Raw genomic sequence first — 17,876 nt, 5'->3', positions numbered from 1 at the left:
GAGTTGGCCCTGCTGTTAGTCGTCGTCATTGCAGGGCTTGACCCGGCCATCCATCTCTCTGCGAGAAGGAAAGACGTGGATGCCCGGATCAAGCCCGGGCATGACGAAGGAGAGAATAGCGCATGACGCTCGAAGCTAACGGCTTCCTCGCCATCGACGGCGCCTCACTCGAATATCGCTTGATCGGTCCGCAGCCATCCGGCGCCCCGTGCATCGTGCTGCTGCATGAAGGCCTCGGCTCGGTCGGCCTGTGGGGCGATTTTCCCGACAAGCTGCAATCCGCCACGGGCGCCTCCGTGTTCGCCTATTCCCGTGCCGGCTATGGCGCCTCCACCCCGGTGCCCCTGCCGCGCCCGCTCGACTACATGCAGCGCGAGGCCCGCGAGGTGCTGCCAAAACTGCTCGACCTCATTGGCTTCCAGCGCGGTCTGCTCGTCGGCCATTCCGATGGCGCTTCGATCGCTGCGATCTACGCCGGCAGCCACGTCGACCACCGCCTCGACGGCATCGTCCTGATCGCGCCGCATGTCATCGTCGAGGATGTTTCGGTGTCGTCGATCGCCGCGATCAAGGCCGCCTATGAGACCACCGAGCTGCGCGCCAGGCTGGCGCGCTGGCACAAGGATGTCGACAACGCGTTTCATGGCTGGAACGGCGCCTGGCTCGATCCGGCGTTCCGCGCCTGGGACATCACCGCCGACCTCGCTCATATCCGTGTCCCGGTCGCGGTCATCCAGGGCGTCGATGACCAATACGGCACCGTCCGCCAGGTCGAGATCATCCAGGAGGAGTGCTACTGCCCGGTCGAGGTGACGATGCTGCCCAGCACCGGCCATTCCCCGCATCGCGAGGCGCCGGACGCGACCTTGCGGGTCATCGCCGAGTTCGCGGCGGCCACCTTGCCGACGCCGAGATCACGAACATGAAACAAAGTGCATGTTTCGGCTTTTCGCGATAGACGGCGGCCGAAACATGAATTATTGTGCATCTCAACGATAAGCACTCCAACGCAAGGGTGGCTCATGGCCGGGGAAGACCGCGTGCTCGCGGGAGGCAAGACGTTCATCGATTTCCAGACCGATCCCTCCCGCTACAAGCATTGGAAGCTCTCGATCGACGGCGAGGTGGCGACGCTCGCCATGGACGTCGACGAGAATGGCGGCCTGTTCGAGGGCTACCAGCTCAAGCTCAATTCCTATGATCTCGGCGTCGACATCGAGCTCGCCGACGCCGTGCAGCGGCTGCGCTTCGAGCACCCGCAAGTGAAGGTCGTGGTGCTGCGCTCGGCCAAGCCGCGCGTGTTCTGCGCCGGCGCCAACATCCGCATGCTCGCGGGCGCCACCCACGCCCACAAGGTGAACTTCTGCAAATTCACCAACGAAACCCGCAACGGCTTCGAGGATTCGAGCGAGAATTCCGGCCAGCGCTTCATCACCGTCGTCAACGGCACCGCGGCCGGCGGCGGCTATGAGCTCGCGCTCGCCACCGACCACATCATCCTCGCCGATGACGGCTCGTCGTCGGTGTCGCTGCCGGAGGTGCCGCTGCTGGCGGTGCTGCCGGGCACAGGCGGTCTCACCCGCGTCGTCGACAAGCGCAAGGTGCGCCGCGATCGTGCGGACGCATTCTGCACCACGGAGGAGGGCGTCAAGGGCAAGCGCGCCGTGCAGTGGCGCCTGGTCGACGAGATCGCGCCGAACTCCAAGGTCGATGCCAAGGTCGCCGAGCGCGCCAAGGAATTCGCGGCCGCCTCGAAGCGCAACGGCAGCGGCAAGGGCGTTGCGCTGACGCCGCTCAAGCGCGTGGTCGATGCGTCCAGCGTGCGCTACGGCTTCGTCAATGTCGACATCGACCGCGTCGCCCGTATCGCGACCATCACGATCTCAGCACCCGAGGCGGCGCCGCCGGCCGACATCGACGGCATGATCGGGCAGGGCGCGTCGTTCTGGCCGCTGCAGGTCGCGCGCGAGCTCGATGATGCCATCCTGCATCTGCGCATCAACGAACTCGGCATCGCGATGCTCGTGTTCAAGTCTCAGGGCGAGAACTCCCAGGTCCTGGCCTACGACGCCTTCCTCGAAGCCAACAAGGCGCACTGGCTGGTCAACGAAATCAGGCACTACTGGAAGCGCGTGCTCAAGCGCATCGACGTGACGTCGCGCACGCTGGTCACGCTGGTCGAGCCCGGCTCCTGCTTCGCCGGCACCTTGGCCGAACTCGTGTTCGCTTCCGACCGCTCCTACATGCTGATCGGCACCATTCAGGGCGACAACCGCCCGGCGCCGTCGATCGAATTGTCGGCGATGAATTTCGGCCCCTATCCGATGAGCCACGGCCTGACGCGGCTGCAGTCGCGCTTCCTCGACGATCCCAACGGGCTCGCGCGCGTGCACGAGCAGGTCGGCAAGCCGCTCGAGGCTGAGGACGCCGAGGAGCTCGGCCTCGTCACCTTCGCGCTGGATGACATCGACTGGGAGGACGAGATCCGTGTGTTCCTCGAGGAGCGCGCCAGCTTCTCGCCCGACAGTCTCACCGGTCTCGAAGCCAATCTGCGCTTCGCCGGTCCCGAGACGATGGAATCGAAGATCTTCGCCCGCCTCACCGCCTGGCAGAACTGGATCTTCCAGCGGCCCAACGCGGTCGGCGAGGACGGCGCACTCCGGCGCTACGGCACCGGCGAGCGGCCGCAATACGACATGACCCGCGTTTAAGTTCTCATCCGTCATGGCCGGGCTTGACCCGGCCATCCACGAGCCAAGCAGCTCGCACGACGTGGATGCCCGGAACAAGGCCGGGCATGACCACCGGAAAGGTTTCAGGGAGGCACGCCATGAACATGAACATCATGAACGTCGACTACTCGACCAAGATTCCCAACAATGTGAATCTCGCCGAGGACCGTCAGGTCCTGAAGGCGCTCGAAGGCTGGCACCCCGGCTATGTCGACTGGTGGAACGATATGGGCCCAGAGGGCTTCCAGCAGTCACTGGTTTACCTGCGCACGGCCTATTCGGTCGATCCGCGCGGCTGGGCCAAGTTCGACTATGTCAAGATGCCCGACTATCGCTGGGGCATCCTGCTGGCTCCCCAGGAAGAGGACCGCAAGATCCCGTTCGGCGAGCATTATGGCGAGCCGGCGTGGCAGGAGGTTCCCGGTGAATATCGCGCGCTGATGCGCCGGCTGATCGTGATCCAGGGCGACACCGAACCGGCCTCGGTCGAGCAGCAGCGCCATCTCGGCAAGACCGCGCCGTCGCTCTACGACATGCGCAATTTGTTCCAGGTCAATGTCGAGGAGGGCCGGCACCTCTGGGCGATGGTCTATCTGCTGCAGAAGTACTTCGGCCGCGACGGCCGCGAGGAGGCGGATGAGCTGCTGCGCCGCCGTTCGGGCGATGCCGACTCTCCGCGCATGCTCGGCGCCTTCAACGAGAAGACGCCGGACTGGCTGTCGTTCTTCATGTTCACCTACTTCACCGACCGCGACGGCAAGATGCAGTTGCACTCGCTCGCGCAGTCCGGCTTCGATCCGCTATCGCGCACCTGCCGCTTCATGCTGACCGAAGAGGCGCACCACATGTTCGTCGGCGAGACCGGCGTCGGCCGCGTCATCCAGCGCACCGTCGATGCGATGCGGGAGGCCGGCATCGACGATCCCACCGACATCGCCAAGGTCCGCGCGCTCGGCGTCATCGACCTGCCGACCATCCAGAAGAAGCTCAACCTGCACTACACGCTGTCGCTGGATCTGTTCGGCTCCGAGGTCTCGACCAACGCGGCCAACGCCTTCAATGCCGGCATCAAGGGCCGCTATCACGAGACCCAGATCCAGGACGACCACCAGCTCAAGAACTCCACCTATCCGGTGCTCAAGCTGGTCGATGGCGAGATCAAGCGCGTCGACGAGCCGGCGCTGACCGCGCTCAACATGCGCCTGCGCGACGACTACTCGCAGGACTGCGTCAAGGGCCTGTTGCGCTGGAACAAGATCATCAGCACCGCCGGCTACGACTTCCAGCTCAAGCTGCCGCACACCGCCTTCCACCGCGCGATCGGCGAGTTCAAGGATGTGCATGCCACGCCCGACGGCATCCTGATCGACGAGGCCACCTGGCAGAAGCGCAAGGGCGACTGGCTGCCGTCGACCGATGACGGCGCCTACATCACCTCGCTGATGAAACCGGTGACGGAGATCGGCGAGTACGCCTCCTGGATCGCCCCGCCGAAGGTCGGCATCGACAACAAGCCGGGCGACTTCGAGTACGTGAAGATCGAGACCTGAGCTCGATCACCTCGCGCAGTCCTAAAACCGGTGTCGTCCCGGCCTTGAGCCGGGAGGCATACCGCGTGATGTGGCGGTGAGAGCAAAGTGGCCGCCGCCGTGCCTGACAACCAGCATCGGTGGCTATGGGTCCCGGCGTTCGCCGGGACGACACCGTTGATGTGGCTCCAGTGCAGCCCTCAACTATCCCAGCCCGCGCCCGGAATGCCCGGGTTCGCGTAGACGATCCCGCCGTCGACCGCGATCGTGTTGCCCACCACGTAGTCGCCTGCGCGCGACGCCAGGAAGATCGCGGTGCCCGCCATGTCCTCGTCGGTGCCGATGCGGCCCGCGGGCACGCGCGTCGCGACCTCGTCGGCGTGGTCGCGGGCCGCCTTGTTCATGTCGGACTTGAACGGCCCCGGCGCGATCGCCGTCACGACGATGTGGTCCTTGATCAGCTTCGCCGCCATGCGCCGCGTCAGATGGATCAGGCCGGACTTGCTCGCGGCGTAGGAATAGGTCTCCAGCGGGTTGACGAAGATGCCGTCGATCGAGGCGATGTTGATCACCTTGGACGGCCGCTCGGCGCTCGCAGCCGCGCGCAGCGGCGCCGCCAGCGCCTTGGTCAGGAAGAACGGCGTCTTGACGTTGAGGTTCATCACCTTGTCCCAGCCGCTCTCCGGAAACTCGTCGAACTCGGCGCCCCAGGCAGCGCCCGCATTGTTGACGAGGATGTCGAGCTTCGGCTCACGCGTCTTGATCTCGGCCGCGAGCAGGTCGATGCCGGCCATGGTCGAGATGTCGATCGGCAGCGCGATGCATTCGCCGCCATACTCGGCCGTCAAGGCCTTGGCGGTCTCCTCGCACGGTCCGGCCTTGCGCGCGGTGATGTAGACCCGCGCCGCGCCATGCGCGAGCAGACCGGACGCGATCATCTTGCCGATGCCGCGCGAGCCGCCGGTCACGAGCGCGACGCGCCCGTCGAGCGAGAACAAATTCTTGAGCATGATGCCTCCCGTTGTTGTCGATGGCGCTTGTGAGCGGGAGGCGCCGGCGCTGTCAAGTGAGACGCAGCCGCATGAATGCGGCGCGGTTCAACTGCAGCGGGACGTTGGTCGGGCAGGGGCTCACGCCGCGTCGATGCGGCGGAAGCCGTTCCACATCGCGGTCGCGGCGCCGGAGGTCAGCACCGGCAGCACGCGGGCATCCTGGTAATGGCCGTTGAGTGAGACACGCGACAGCGCGGTGAGATGCTCCGCACTCTCGGCGAAGATCATGCCGGGGCGCGTCGTGACGGCCGTCTTGTAGCCGCCCGCTGCCGCCAGCACGAACTCGCGCTGGGACGCAGCGGCGCGGTCGCCATACGGATAGGCCATGTGCAGCACCGGGCGCTGCAACTCCGCCTCGATCCGAGTGCGGCTGTCGACGATCTCGACCCGGGCGGTCTCCTCGGTCTGCTTGGCGAGATTGCAGTGACTGATCGAATGCGCTCCGATAGAAACCAGCGGCTCGGCCGCGAGGGACCGCAATTCGTCCCAGGACATGCAGAGCTCCGGGCAGATCGACGTTTCGTCAATGCCATGACACGCGCACAGCGCGCTGATCTCGCGTTGGACGTCGTGGTCGCCGGGCAGCGAGCGCAGCCAATCGTGCAGGCGCTGGAAGGTGACGCATTTCGCGGCCGGGGTCGAGGCGTCGAGCCGCAAGGCGAGCCTGCCAATCTGGACCTCGATCATCTCTGCCTTGGCCACAATGCGTTCGAGCGTGACCCACCACAGCCGCCCGCGACCCCCGGCGAAATCGGTCGTCACGTAGATCGTGAACGGCGCGCCGAACGCGCGCATGACCGGAAGCGCGAAATCGCGGTTGTCGCGATAGCCGTCGTCGAAAGTGAAGCAGGCAAAACGGCGGGCGAAATTCCGCTCCACCAGGCGGTGATGCATCTCGTCGAGCGTGATGATGTCGATGTCGTTGTCGCGCAGGTGCGACAACATTTCGCGCAGGAAGTCGGGAGTGACCTCGAGGTGGCAATTGGGCTGGAAATCGGCGTCGCGCGGCGGCCGCACATGGTGCAGCGTGTAGATGGCGCCGACGCCCGAGAACATCGGTCGCAGCCAGACATGGGCTCCGCTGAGATACAGCGCTTCCAGGCCGGCGCGGATAAAGGTTTTGCGAAATCGCCTCATCTGAAATAAGCGGCCCGGTGACTGTCGGGACAAGGTTACCGACGAATGATTGAAGAAAACCTTAGCCCGGGACACGCAACGGCCCGTTGCGGCGCTCTTCATTTCCGGTTTGACAGGCCTGCAAGGGTTTGTTTTCTCTCTGCTTCCTCGATGCGACGGATGACGAATGCGCGGACTTTTCAGGTGGAGCGGCAAATGGTGGCCCGGCGTCATCCCGCTGATCGTGCTTTGGGGCTTTGCCGCCTGGACCAGCACCGTTCCGCTCGAGAATGATCTGGCAAGCCGCAGTTCGGCCGCGCTCAAGGGGGCCGTGCTCGACAAGACGAGCATTGCCGTGGATGGTCGTGACGTGTCGCTGCGGGCCGACGCGTTCTCCGAGGCCGGCCGCCGTGACGCCGTGGCCGCCGTCGATGCGGTGGCCGGCGTGCGTCTCGTCAACGACCAGACCAGGCTGGTGCCCGAGGCCAAGCCGTTTGTGTGGTCGGCCGAGCGCGATGTCGTCCGGGTGACGCTCGGCGGCAATGCGCCGCTGCCGGCGCTGAAGGGCAGGTTGGTCGAGGCGACGCGCGCGGCGCTGCCGGGCGTCGAAGTGGCCGATCAGATGGGGCTGGCGCGCGGCGCGCCGCCGCGCTTCGAGGACGCCGCGCTGCTCCTGATCGGGCAGATCGGCAAGCTCAAGGACGGCAAGTTCACGATCTCCGATGGCGATGTCACGCTGACCGGCATGGCGCGCGAGCTCGGCGGCCGCGAGGCGCTCGCAACTGCGCTGGCCAAGCTGCCGGACGGCTTCAAGGTGGCGAGCAACGAGGTCAGGGCGCCGCCCTACATCTTCCAGGCCTACAAGGATCCGGTGGCTGTCACGGTGACCTTGTCGGGCAACGTCCCCGACGAGAACATCCATGCGGTCGTGGTCGGCTCGTCGTCGCGCAAATTCTTCAGCGAGAAGGTCGTCGACAATCTCAAGAACAGCGTCGGTGCGCCGGCCAATTTCGTCAACGCCGTGGTGCCGGCGCTCGGCGCGCTGTCGCGGCTCTCGACCGGCACGCTGGTGGTGTCGGACCGCGACATCAAGATCTCCGGCGACGCGCTGTATGACGCGGCGGCCGCCCAGATCCGGACAGGGCTCGCCAAGGACGTGCCGCAGGGCTGGCAGGTGAAGGCCGAGATCACGGTCAAGCCGGCCGCGGCGCCGGTCGATCCGACCGTCTGCCAGCAGCTGTTCTCGGACCTGCTCGGCAAGGCCAAGATCCGCTTCGAGACCGGCCGCAGCGACCTCGACCGCGACTCCACCGGCCTGCTCGACCGCCTGGTCGAGATCGCCTTCCGCTGTCCGACCGCCAATGTCGACATCATCGGCCACACCGACGCCGAGGGCGATTCAGCCGCCAATCAAGTGCTCTCTCAGAAGCGCGCCCAGGCCGTGGCTGATTATCTGGTCAAGGCCGGGTTGCCGGCCGACCGCTTCACGCCGATCGGCTATGGCAGCACGCAGCCCATAGCTTCAAATGATACCGCCGAGGGCCGGACGCAGAACCGGCGCATCGAATTCGTGGTGAGGTGACGTCATGGCGTATTTCGTTGCCTTCCACTGGGCCTGGCTGGCTGGCGCCTTCGCCATCGGACTGGCGATGGGCTGGGTTGCCGTGGTGCATCGCGCCCCGAGTGTCTCGGGCTGGCTGACCTGGCTGCTGGCGGCGCTCGCGGCAGCGCTGGTGGCGACCGCGCTGGCGTGCCTGGTGCCTGGCCGGGCCGGCTATTGGCTGGAGCTGCTGCTGATCCTGTTCGTGCCCTATCTCATCGGCTGCGCGATCGGCAGCTGGTTGCGCGCCCTGGTGGTCATGCGAAGCATGCGCCAGCGCTCGGCGGCGTGATTGCGCCGCAGCACCAGACACGAAGGTTTGACAGCAGCGTGGCCTGTCAAAGCAGCAGCGCGCGCATATCGTTGCATCATGCGCCGTCGTCGTCACACAGGCCCCCCGGAAATTGCGGGGAAGGCCGCTCCTCACCGAAGTTTAACCCGGGGCGCGCAGGTTGAACGGGACCACATTCGGCCCCATGTCAGCGTTCAGGTTCTGCCCCATGTGCGGCAAAACGGTGCATCGCCTTTTCGCGAAGCCTGCTAAGTATGCCCAGGTGTACGCTCCGTTCACAGGCCCTGTGTTCCCCAATGCGCCGAAACGCGCTACCAGGGCGTTGTATGCGCACATGACATGGCGACCTCCAGGGCGCCCGGTCCCCGGCCGTCGTGATCGGATCACGGTGAGAGGTGTCGATGCTTGAAGCCATACGCAGAGCGGCCACGTTTCTGCGCGAGAAGCAAGTGCTGCACAAGCTCGGCGTGCTGATCAGCGTCGCGGTCATCGCGGTCGCCTGCTACGTCCTCTACCACATGCTGCGCGGCATCGACACCTATGAGGTGCTGGAAGCGATCAAGAGCACCGAGCCGCATCAGATCGCACTCGCCGCCCTGTTCGTCGCCGCCGGCTATTTCACGCTGACCTTCTACGATCTGTTCGCCGTGCGCACGATCGGCCACGACCACGTGCCCTACCGCGTCAATGCGCTGGCCGCCTTCACCAGCTATTCGATCGGCCACAATGTCGGCGCCAGCGTGTTCACCGGCGGCGCGGTGCGCTACCGCATCTACTCGGCCCATGGGTTGAATGCGATCGACGTCGCCAAGATCTGCTTCCTCGCCGGTCTCACCTTCTGGCTGGGCAACGCCGCCGTGCTCGGGCTCGGCATCAGCTATCATCCGGAGGCTGCGGCCTCGATCGACCAGCTTCCGCCATCGGTCAACCGCATGGCGGCGATCGCCATCCTGATCGGCCTGATGGGCTATGTCGCCTGGGTGTGGACCAAGCCGCGCGTGGTCGGGCGCGGGCCGTGGACCGTGGTGCTGCCGGGCGGCCCGCTGACTCTGCTGCAGATCGCGATCGGCATTGTCGATCTCGGCTTCTGCGCGCTGGCGATGTACGTGCTGGTGCCGGACGAGCCCAATCTCGGCTTCGTCGTCGTCGCCGTCATCTTCGTCTCGGCGACCCTGCTCGGCTTCGCCAGCCATTCGCCGGGCGGGCTCGGCGTGTTCGACGCGGCGATGCTGGTCGGCCTCTGGCAGATGGACCGCGAGGAGCTGCTCGCCGGAATGTTGCTGTTCCGGATGCTGTATTATTTGGCGCCGTTTCTCATTTCTGTAATCTTGCTGACGTTTCGTGAGGTCATCATCAGCGCGCGGTCGAAACGGTTGCGCCAGGCGGCGCTCAGCCTCGATCCTGGTCCTCCGCCCGAGGCCGCTTTTGCAAGGAAACGCAGCGATTCCGGTGCCTGACCCGATCAGGGGAGCTGACTAGGCCGCCATGGCGCTCGATGCTCCCTCCCAATCCCCGGTGACCATCTTTGCGCCGTGGCCGGACCGCCTGCGGCACGCCGCCATCATCCTGCTGGCGGCCGCGCTGGCGCTGGCCGGCTTGGTGCTGCTCGACGAGCTGCTGCCGCTGCGCGCCCTCGCTGCATTCCTCTGCATCGCGGCCGCGGCCCTGGTGCCATGGCGGTTACACAGCGCGGTGGCCAAGCGCGAGGACGAGCGGCTCGCCAATCCGGTGGAGTCGCCGGCGGTCAGCGCTGTGGTCGATGGCATCCCCGATCCCGCCGTGCTGCTCGACCGCGCCGGCCGCGTGATCCACCTCAATGCCGCCGCGGCCCAGCTCGCGCCCGCCTTGCGCAAGGGCGAGCTCGCCCAGTTCGCGCTACGCACGCCGGAGATCATCACCGCGCTGCGCGAGGCGATCGCCACCACCGAGATCCGCCGCGCCAGCTATCACGACCACGTGCCGGTCGATCGCTGGATGGAGCTGATCATCACGCCGGTGCCGGTGCCCACGGCCTTCGGCGGCACCGACAAGTGCATGCTGATGACGTTCCGCGACCTGACGCCGCTGCGGCGGGTCGAGGAGATGCGTGCCGATTTCGTCGCCAATGCCAGCCATGAGCTGCGTACGCCGCTCGCCGCTCTGTCCGGCTTCATCGACACCCTGCAGGGCCCGGCCAAGGATGATCCCAAGGCGCGCGAGCGCTTCCTCGGGATCATGCACACCCAGGCGACGCGCATGGCGCGGTTGATCGACGATCTCCTGTCGCTGTCGCGCGTCGAGTTGTCGGCGCATGTCCGTCCCGACACGCTGGTCGATGTCGTTCCCATCATCCGCCAGGTCACCGACGGCCTCGAATCCCTGGCGCGCGAACGCCAGGTGGTGATCGAGACCAGCCTGCCGGAGACGCCCGTCACCATCGCCGGCGACCGCGAGGAATTGTTGCGGGTGTTCGAGAACCTGATCGAGAACGCGCTGAAATACGGCGCGTCCGGTGGCCGGGTGATCGTGTCGCTGGAGCACGCCGTCTCGGCCGAGAACGCGCCGGAGATCCGGGTGAAGGTGCGCGATTTCGGCCCGGGCATCGCGCCCGAGCATCTGCCGCGCCTGACCGAGCGGTTCTACCGCGTCGATGTCGGCGACAGCCGCGCGCAGGGCGGAACCGGCCTTGGCCTCGCGCTGGTGAAGCACATCCTGAACCGCCATCGCGGCCGGCTGTTGATCGAGAGCGTGCCGCGCAACGGCGCGGCCTTCACCGCCTGCTTCCCGCAGTCGCGGCCGGCCCGCGCCTCCTGACATGATCCAGAATGCAAAAGGCCCGGCGCGGGCCGGGCCTTTCTCGTCAGTTGTTAGTTGCCGCGGCGCGCGCGCCTCAGCGCGTCGGCGACTTCGACGGCTGGCGGCGGCGGTCGGCCGCCGGCTGATAGGCGACGCGCGAATGCTGCGCGCAATAGGGCAGTCCGGCAAGCGCCTTGCCGCCGCAGAAGAAGAAGTCCGGGCTGGAGGGATCGCCGACGGGCCAGTGGCAGGTCGCCTCATTCAGTTCCAGCAGCGACAACCGCTGGTTCATCGGCACGACGTTATCGAATGCAACCGGATCTGGTTCCGCCTCGACCTCGAAAACCTGCGCGAGCGCGGTGTTGCCGCGCGCCACCGGACGCGCCACCCGCATCATCGGCTGGGCGGGACGGGCCGCCGCCTTGCGCTGACGCGGAGCCGCGGTCGCGGGGCTCTTGGCGCGGCCGGACAGGCCCAGCCGGTGCACCTTGCCGATCACGGCGTTGCGCGTCACGTTCCCGAGTTCCGCGGCGATTTGGCTGGCCGACAGCCCGGCCTCCCAGAGTTTCTTCAGCTGCTCGACGCGATCGTCGGACCAGGTCAATACCGTCATCGAACCTTTCCCTTCGCGGATGCCGGCCAATTCTGGGACGGCGCTGCGATATCTGTCTCAAGAATATCCCTGACGGCAGAATCCCTTATCCCTCGCCGGGAGCGCGTGAAGCACCCGGACGTTACGCGAACGAGGAAACTCAAAGAGGGATCAGAACTGCCGCACGAGATGTCGTACTCGACGCTGAAAACGCTACAATATGGCGTGACTCCCGCGCAAGAGTCGGTAACCACCGTCCACACATTCCGGGGTTCCGTGTTGCATGTTTTGAGCTGTGTCATGCGCCCGCAATCTCACGGACCGGCGCCCATTGGATCGGCGACGCGTAGTTGACTCCCACGGCCGCCCGCATACAATAGGTGCACGTGCCGCCTTGAAAAGGCGGCACATTTTGTTTTCCAGGGTGGGGTCCCTGATGCGCGATGACGCCGCATGGCGCGTGTCTCGGCCAGCCCGTCAACTCATGTGATTGTCATGACGAGTGTTGCTGCTACGCATCTTCTCCCCGTATTCGCCCGGGTCGATTTGTCGTTCGAGCGCGGCGAGGGCGCGTGGCTGATCGCGGCCAATGGTGATCGCTATCTCGACTTCACCTCCGGCGTCGCCGTCAACTCGCTCGGCCATGCGCATCCGCATCTCGTCAAGGCGCTGCAGGAGCAGGCGACGAAGCTGTGGCACATGTCGAACCTGTTCAAGAGTCCGGATGGCGAGCGCCTTGCCGCCAGGCTCTGTGAGCAGAGCTTCGCCGACTACGTGTTCTTCGCCAATTCCGGCGCCGAGGCGATGGAAGGCGCGATCAAGATCACGCGCAAATATCACGCATCCAAGGGGCATCCCGAGCGTTACCGCATCATCACGTTCGAAGGCGCGTTCCACGGCCGCACGCTGGCAACGCTCGCCGCCACCGGTTCCGCGAAATATCTCGACGGCTTCGGCCCGCCGATGGACGGCTTCGACCAGGTTCCATTCGGCGACATCGAGGCGGTGAAGAAGGCGATCGGTCCGCACACCGCCGGCATCCTGGTCGAGCCGGTGCAGGGCGAAGGCGGCGTGCGCACCGCGCCGCTCACGTTCTACAAGGCGCTGCGCCAGCTCTGCGACGACAACGGCTTGTTGCTCGTCATCGACGAGGTGCAGACCGGCATGGGCCGCACCGGCGACCTGTTCGCGCATCGCTGGCTCGGCGTCACGCCTGACGTCATGTCGCTCGCCAAGGCGCTGGGCGGCGGCTTCCCGATCGGCGCGGTGCTGGCGACGGCCGAGGCGGCCTCGGGCATGACGCCGGGCTCGCACGGCTCGACCTTCGGTGGCAATCCGCTGGCGGTGTCGGCGGCCAATGCGGTGCTCGACGTGATGCTGGCGCCCGGCTTCTTCGATCATGTGCGCAAGATGTCGCTGCTGTTGAAGCAGAAGCTTGCGGCGGTGAAGGATCGTCATCCTGATATCATCGCGGAAATCCGCGGCGAGGGTCTCTTGATCGGCGTCAAGGCGGTGGTGCCGTCCGGTGATCTGGTGGCGGCGCTGCGTGACCAGAAGCTGCTGACGGTCGGCGCCGGCGACAATGTGGTGCGCTTCCTGCCGCCTCTGATCGTGAACGAGTCCGAAATCGAACAGTCGGTCGAGATGCTCGATCGCGCTTGCACGGCGCTGTCGGGCGGTCCTGCCAGGCAGGCGGCCGCATCATGAGCAAGACTATGGGCAACCCGCCGCGTCACTTCCTCGATCTCACCGAGATGCCGGTCGAGGAGCTGCGCAACATGCTGGCGCTGTCCAGCCGGATGAAGCAGACGCTGAAATCCAACGAGCCGTCGAGGAAGCCGCTCGAAGGCAAGGTGCTGGCGATGATCTTCGACAAGCCGTCGACCCGCACGCGCGTGTCGTTCGATGTCGGCATGCGCCAGCTCGGCGGCGAGGCGATCATGCTGACCGGCACCGAGATGCAGCTCGGCCGCGGCGAGACCATCGCCGACACCGCGCGCGTACTGTCGCGCTATGTCGATGCGATCATGATCCGCATCCTCAGCCACGAGGCGCTGCTCGAGCTCGCCGCGCACGCCACCGTGCCGGTCATCAACGGCCTGACGCGGCGCTCGCATCCCTGCCAGGTGATGGCCGACGTCATGACCTTCGAGGAGCATCGCGGCTCGATCGAGGGCCGCACCGTGGCCTGGACCGGCGACGACAACAACGTGCTGGCCTCCTGGGCCCACGCCGCCGAGCGCTTCAAGTTCCGCCTCAACGTCGCCACGCCGCCGCAGCTCTCGCCCGGCAAGCCGATGAAGGATTTCATCCGCGCCACCCGCGCCGACATTCATCTCGGTCACGACCCAGAGGGCGCGGTGAAAAACGCCGATTGCGTCATCACCGACACCTGGGTCTCGATGGGCGACAAGGACGGCGAGCACCGCCACAATCTGTTGAAGCCCTATCAGGTCAACGCCAAGCTGATGTCCTTGGCGAAGCCCGAGGCCCTCTTCATGCACTGCCTCCCCGCCCACCGCGGCGAGGAGGTCACCGACGAGGTCATCGACGGCCCGCAGTCCGTCGTCTTCGACGAAGCCGAAAACCGCCTGCACGCCCAGAAGGGCATTTTGGCCTGGTGCTTCGGCGAGAGGGCGTAGTCGCCACTAAGGCGCTAGTTGCAAAGGAAGCCCGAAGCCCAGCAATCGGTGCACCCTCTCCCCTTGTGGGAGAGGGTGGTTTCCATGCGCAGCATGGAAACCGGGTGAGGGGTTGCCCCGGGCGCAGGCCCAAGTTTGTGGCACGAACCCCTCACCCGAGTGAGTTTGTAGCTCATGCCGGTGTAGCCCTCTCCCACAAGGGGAGAGGGCGCAGTCGCGGGCACTGTCAGGGCTGATTGTTGGATCGCGTTCGTCGGCGAATTGAATGTTTGTCCAATTTCGCCCGGCTTGCTCGCTGCACCCTCTCCCACAAGGGGAGAGGGTGGCATGATCGAGCTTAGCTCGATCATGCCGGGTGAGGGATCTCTCTCCTCTCGCTCAACTTTGCGAGGATGTCCTCGAGAACAGCCGTTCGTTTTTGAAGGACATCATTGTTCCAGTATCGAGCCACTTTGAATCCTTCGCCAGCAAGCACCTCGTCTCTCGTCCGATCACCCGTGGCATCCGCATGCTGGCTGCCATCGATCTCGATCACCAGCCGCTGCTCGAAGCAGACGAAGTCCAGGATGTAGTTTCGGAACGGCACCTGTCGGCGAAACTTGAACTCTGACAGTCGCCGGCCGCGCAGCAGCCGCCACATTGCGGCTTCGGCATCAGTCGGCTCCCGGCGCATCGCTTTCGCGAAAGTACGGATGCGCTTGCCGGTCGGTCGATGATGCGGTGTGTCTGACATCACCCAGCCTCCGATGCGGCCTATCCCTTCCCCAAGACGGTATACGGAGCCCGCTATATGCGCTAGTTCCCAAGCCCCTTTCCCTTTGCCCGCGCCATCCCCAAATACGCCCCATGACAGCCAATCCCCCCGACACCAACATCAACCTCGACACCAGCCGCGCGCCCTCGGCTGTGCCGGTGGACGACGCCGTGCTGCCGTTCGAGGTCGCGGCGCTGGATCTGCGCGGCCGGCTCACCCGGATGGGGCCGGCGCTCGACGACATCCTCACCAAGCACGCCTATCCGGCGCCGGTCGGCAAGCTGCTCGGCGAAGCCATCGTGCTGACGACCCTGCTCGGCTCCGCGCTGAAGTTCGACGGCCGCTTCATCCTGCAGACGCAGACCGACGGTCCCGTCTCGTTTTTGGTGGTCGACTTCCAGGCGCCCGACCGGCTGCGCGCCTATGCGCGCTATGACGAAGCGCGGCTGCAGGAGCTGAAGGAGCAGGCCAAGGACTCCGGCGCGCTGCTCGGCAAGGGCCATCTGGCGATGACCATCGACCAGGGGCCGGACATGAGCCGCTATCAGGGTCTCGTCGCGCTCACCGGCGGCAGTCTTGAGGAGGCCGCGCACGAATACTTCCTGCGCTCCGAGCAGATCCCGACCCGTGTGCGCCTCGCTGTCGGCGAGGAGTGGAGCGGCGGCAAGCACCGCTGGCGCGCCGGCGGCCTGCTGGCGCAGTTCCTGCCGCAGGCCCCCGAGCGCCTGCGCCAGGCCGACCTGCATCCCGGCGATGCGCCGGAGGGCACCGAACTGCACACGATTGAGGAGGACGAGGCCTGGGTCGAGGGACAGTCGCTGGTCGCCACCATCGAGGACATCGAGCTGATCGATCCGGCGCTGTCCGGCGAACGGCTGCTGTATCGCCTGTTCCACGAGCGCGGCGTCCGCGTGTTCGACCTCGTGCCGCTGCAGGCGCGCTGCTCCTGCTCGCGCGACGCGGTCGCCAACATGCTGAAGAGCTTTTCGCCGCAGGACCGCGCCGACATGGTCAAGGACGACAAGGTCGTCGTCACCTGCGAGTTCTGCTCCTCGGTGTATGAGTTCACCCCGCATGAAGCGGGCGTGACCGAGAATTGAGAGCTGAGCGAGCTGCGCTCAGTTCTGTTGTCACGGACCGATAGGTTTCTGCGGTTCGCTGTTGGATACAGCGCCCTCTCCCCTTGCGGGAGAGGGCATCTTCGCTCGATCTACTTGCGCGATCGGGTGAGGGGTATCTCTCCGCGAATGATCCTCGCAGAGACATACCCCTCACCCGCCCGAGCTCGTCGCGCTGTCCTACATGCCCTCTCCCGCAAGGGGAGAGGGCGCACTCCATTCGCACTGCGCCGGGGCCGAGCATGCGAAAAATCTAGGGCTGTTAGTTCGCGGACGAGCCGTCGTCGCGCTCTCTCGATTGCCCGTCGCACTGCTCCGTCGGACTCAAAAATCGCTTGTGCCGTCGGGCAAATCACTGGCAGATTTCCGCGCGTCCCTGCTGCCGCATGAGGGGCGTGTCGCGACCGTCACGAGACGTTGGCAGTGGGATGCGATGGGCGTGTGTCGACGCAGCGTGGGTCTCCTGCGCGGACGAACGGCGGTGCACGCACGGTCAAGTCGCGCGGTCCTGATATCCCGATGCTGATATCACCCGCGCAATGCGCTTCAGCGCATTGTCGCGGTATGGTGGCCAGACAGCCCGGCGCACCAGGGAGAACGCGAAGCAGCCGTTAAAACCGATCGCGCAGGGAGGGCCGGGTCCATCCGGCTGAACCTGTGGTACCTGCCGCCTGCATTTTTTCTCGCAGGCGGGCCGCAGGCCTCAGCCGAGGCCTGGCCTTCCCTGCGCCCTCACTCTGACGAGGGCGGACGAACGAATAAAGCTCGGGCGCGGAATGCGCGGCGAGAACGATGAGGCTCGGCGTGATCGCGAACTCTCAGTTCATCCGCGTGCGTGGGGGTGACGTATGCTGGCTTGACACCCACAGTGTCGTCCCGGCCTCGCGCCGGGACCCATAACCACAGGCGGTGGTGGTGAGACAAGATCGCCGCTCCAGCGCATCGCCAAACTTAACCCTGTGGCTATGGATCCCGGGTCGGCGCATCCGCCAACGCTGGCGCGTTGCCGGACGCTTGCCCGGGACGACGGAGGTGGGAGTCATCGACAGGTGCGGCAGGCCGAACGAGGACGAGGGGAATGAATGTCGGGAATCGCATTCGGCGACGCGATTGCACCATGGTGCGCCAGTCGCCACCGCTTCCCGCCGTGCTAGTTCAACACCCGCTTGCCATCGGGGCTGTCCAGCGAGAACGCAGGCACCACGATGTCGAACTGCTCGCCGCTGGCGCTCTCCATCTGGTAGGAGCCGGACATGAAGCCGGAGGCGGTGGAGAGCGGGACGCCGGAGGTGTATTCGAAGCGCTCGCCCGGTGCGAGAACCGGCTGCTCGCCGACGACGCCCTCGCCGCGGACCTCCTGCTGCCGGCCGGCACCGTCGGTGATGACCCAGTGCCGGCTGCGCAGCTGTACCGTCTCCGCGCCGCTATTGGTGATGACCACGGTGTAGGACCAGAACCAGCGGCCATCGGCGACCGACGACTTCTCTGGCAGGAAGTTCGGCTCGACGGTCACTTCGATGTGGCGAGTCACGGCACGGTACATCGGTGCATTCTAGCGGAAACTTGTCGCGGAACCAATCGTAACGCCATCGTGCTTTCAACACAGTTCCGCATTATGGCACCAGAATCGCGGACTCTGCCATCCGTATGCGCGCTTTTGTCCCTGTGTCGGGC

General features: G+C 65.8%; 15 protein-coding genes. 10 read left to right on the top strand and 5 right to left on the bottom strand.

Annotated features, from left to right (window positions below):
• Positions 1-122: 122 nt before the first annotated feature.
• The 3 genes from BRADO_RS31535 (at position 123) to boxB (ending at position 4,282) form a co-directional block, all read left to right on the top strand.
• Positions 123-926, top strand: a complete 804-nt coding sequence (locus BRADO_RS31535; RefSeq protein WP_012030251.1) for an alpha/beta fold hydrolase — start codon at positions 123-125, stop codon at positions 924-926.
• Between the two features lie 96 nt (positions 927-1,022).
• Positions 1,023-2,711 carry a 2,3-epoxybenzoyl-CoA dihydrolase gene (gene boxC, locus BRADO_RS31530; protein ID WP_041757195.1) on the top strand — a complete coding sequence of 563 codons (1,689 nt, stop codon included), beginning with the start codon at positions 1,023-1,025 and terminating at the stop codon, positions 2,709-2,711.
• Between the two features lie 119 nt (positions 2,712-2,830).
• A complete protein-coding gene (gene boxB / locus BRADO_RS31525) occupies positions 2,831-4,282 on the top strand; it encodes a benzoyl-CoA 2,3-epoxidase subunit BoxB (protein WP_041757194.1) in 1,452 nt (483 codons plus the stop codon).
• Between the two features lie 179 nt (positions 4,283-4,461).
• Here the strand turns inward: boxB and BRADO_RS31520 are convergent, their stop codons facing one another.
• Both BRADO_RS31520 and BRADO_RS31515 read right to left on the bottom strand, forming a co-directional pair.
• A complete protein-coding gene (locus BRADO_RS31520; RefSeq protein ID WP_012030248.1) occupies positions 4,462-5,271 on the bottom strand; it encodes an SDR family oxidoreductase in 810 nt (269 codons plus the stop codon).
• Between the two features lie 120 nt (positions 5,272-5,391).
• On the bottom strand, positions 5,392-6,450 hold the full coding sequence (locus BRADO_RS31515) for a polysaccharide deacetylase family protein (protein WP_012030247.1): 1,059 nt from the start codon (positions 6,448-6,450) through the stop codon (positions 5,392-5,394).
• A gap of 166 nt (positions 6,451-6,616) precedes the next feature.
• Here BRADO_RS31515 and BRADO_RS31510 point away from each other — a divergent pair, with 166 nt between their 5' ends.
• From BRADO_RS31510 to BRADO_RS31495, 4 genes are all read left to right on the top strand, one after another.
• Positions 6,617-8,011 (top strand): OmpA family protein, encoded by a 1,395-nt coding sequence (locus BRADO_RS31510; RefSeq protein ID WP_012030246.1) that lies wholly within the window; start codon positions 6,617-6,619, stop codon positions 8,009-8,011.
• A 4-nt stretch (positions 8,012-8,015) separates the two neighbouring features.
• Positions 8,016-8,321, top strand: coding sequence for a hypothetical protein (locus BRADO_RS31505; protein WP_012030245.1), 306 nt, complete (start codon positions 8,016-8,018; stop codon positions 8,319-8,321).
• A gap of 401 nt (positions 8,322-8,722) precedes the next feature.
• Positions 8,723-9,778 carry a lysylphosphatidylglycerol synthase domain-containing protein gene (locus BRADO_RS31500; protein ID WP_012030244.1) on the top strand — a complete coding sequence of 352 codons (1,056 nt, stop codon included), beginning with the start codon at positions 8,723-8,725 and terminating at the stop codon, positions 9,776-9,778.
• Between the two features lie 28 nt (positions 9,779-9,806).
• Positions 9,807-11,114, top strand: coding sequence for an ATP-binding protein (locus BRADO_RS31495; protein WP_012030243.1), 1,308 nt, complete (start codon positions 9,807-9,809; stop codon positions 11,112-11,114).
• Between the two features lie 76 nt (positions 11,115-11,190).
• Here BRADO_RS31495 and BRADO_RS31490 read toward each other — a convergent pair whose 3' ends face one another.
• A complete protein-coding gene (locus tag BRADO_RS31490) occupies positions 11,191-11,709 on the bottom strand; it encodes a GcrA family cell cycle regulator (RefSeq protein ID WP_035656147.1) in 519 nt (172 codons plus the stop codon).
• 474 nt (positions 11,710-12,183) lie between these two features.
• Between BRADO_RS31490 and BRADO_RS31485 the strand changes: the two genes are divergently transcribed.
• Positions 12,184-13,395 (top strand): aspartate aminotransferase family protein, encoded by a 1,212-nt coding sequence (locus tag BRADO_RS31485; protein ID WP_012030242.1) that lies wholly within the window; start codon positions 12,184-12,186, stop codon positions 13,393-13,395.
• An 8-nt stretch (positions 13,396-13,403) separates the two neighbouring features.
• Entirely contained in the window at positions 13,404-14,330 is a 927-nt protein-coding gene (gene argF, locus BRADO_RS31480; protein WP_012030241.1) for an ornithine carbamoyltransferase, read from the top strand.
• Positions 14,331-14,676: 346 nt separating this feature from the next.
• Here the strand turns inward: argF and BRADO_RS31475 are convergent, their stop codons facing one another.
• Positions 14,677-15,063: an endonuclease domain-containing protein gene (locus tag BRADO_RS31475; RefSeq protein WP_041757193.1), complete on the bottom strand. Its 387-nt coding sequence runs from the start codon at positions 15,061-15,063 to the stop codon at positions 14,677-14,679.
• A gap of 113 nt (positions 15,064-15,176) precedes the next feature.
• On the opposite strand from BRADO_RS31475, the gene BRADO_RS31470 reads away from it, so the two are divergent.
• Entirely contained in the window at positions 15,177-16,184 is a 1,008-nt protein-coding gene (locus BRADO_RS31470) for an Hsp33 family molecular chaperone (protein WP_012030239.1), read from the top strand.
• A 1,168-nt stretch (positions 16,185-17,352) separates the two neighbouring features.
• Here the strand turns inward: BRADO_RS31470 and apaG are convergent.
• Positions 17,353-17,745, bottom strand: coding sequence for a Co2+/Mg2+ efflux protein ApaG (gene apaG / locus BRADO_RS31465; protein ID WP_012030238.1), 393 nt, complete (start codon positions 17,743-17,745; stop codon positions 17,353-17,355).
• Positions 17,746-17,876: the final 131 nt, after the last annotated feature.

This window comes from Bradyrhizobium sp. ORS 278, assembly GCF_000026145.1.
Lineage (GTDB): Bacteria > Pseudomonadota > Alphaproteobacteria > Rhizobiales > Xanthobacteraceae > Bradyrhizobium.
The sequence above is the reverse complement of the archived record's forward strand: the minus strand, read 5'-3'. Positions and strand labels throughout refer to the sequence as shown.

Coding starts and splice junctions, on each gene's coding strand:
- BRADO_RS31515 (WP_012030247.1), bottom strand. CDS start 6,450: ATGAGGCGATTTCGCAAAACCTTTATCCGCGCCGGCCTGGAAGCGCTG.
- BRADO_RS31510 (WP_012030246.1), top strand. CDS start 6,617: ATGCGCGGACTTTTCAGGTGGAGCGGCAAATGGTGGCCCGGCGTCATC.
- BRADO_RS31475 (WP_041757193.1), bottom strand. CDS start 15,063: ATGTCAGACACACCGCATCATCGACCGACCGGCAAGCGCATCCGTACT.
- BRADO_RS31535 (WP_012030251.1), top strand. CDS start 123: ATGACGCTCGAAGCTAACGGCTTCCTCGCCATCGACGGCGCCTCACTC.
- BRADO_RS31500 (WP_012030244.1), top strand. CDS start 8,723: ATGCTTGAAGCCATACGCAGAGCGGCCACGTTTCTGCGCGAGAAGCAA.
- apaG (WP_012030238.1), bottom strand. CDS start 17,745: ATGTACCGTGCCGTGACTCGCCACATCGAAGTGACCGTCGAGCCGAAC.
- BRADO_RS31470 (WP_012030239.1), top strand. CDS start 15,177: ATGACAGCCAATCCCCCCGACACCAACATCAACCTCGACACCAGCCGC.
- BRADO_RS31520 (WP_012030248.1), bottom strand. CDS start 5,271: ATGCTCAAGAATTTGTTCTCGCTCGACGGGCGCGTCGCGCTCGTGACC.
- BRADO_RS31490 (WP_035656147.1), bottom strand. CDS start 11,709: ATGACGGTATTGACCTGGTCCGACGATCGCGTCGAGCAGCTGAAGAAA.
- boxC (WP_041757195.1), top strand. CDS start 1,023: ATGGCCGGGGAAGACCGCGTGCTCGCGGGAGGCAAGACGTTCATCGAT.
- argF (WP_012030241.1), top strand. CDS start 13,404: ATGGGCAACCCGCCGCGTCACTTCCTCGATCTCACCGAGATGCCGGTC.
- BRADO_RS31485 (WP_012030242.1), top strand. CDS start 12,184: ATGACGAGTGTTGCTGCTACGCATCTTCTCCCCGTATTCGCCCGGGTC.
- boxB (WP_041757194.1), top strand. CDS start 2,831: ATGAACATGAACATCATGAACGTCGACTACTCGACCAAGATTCCCAAC.
- BRADO_RS31495 (WP_012030243.1), top strand. CDS start 9,807: ATGGCGCTCGATGCTCCCTCCCAATCCCCGGTGACCATCTTTGCGCCG.
- BRADO_RS31505 (WP_012030245.1), top strand. CDS start 8,016: ATGGCGTATTTCGTTGCCTTCCACTGGGCCTGGCTGGCTGGCGCCTTC.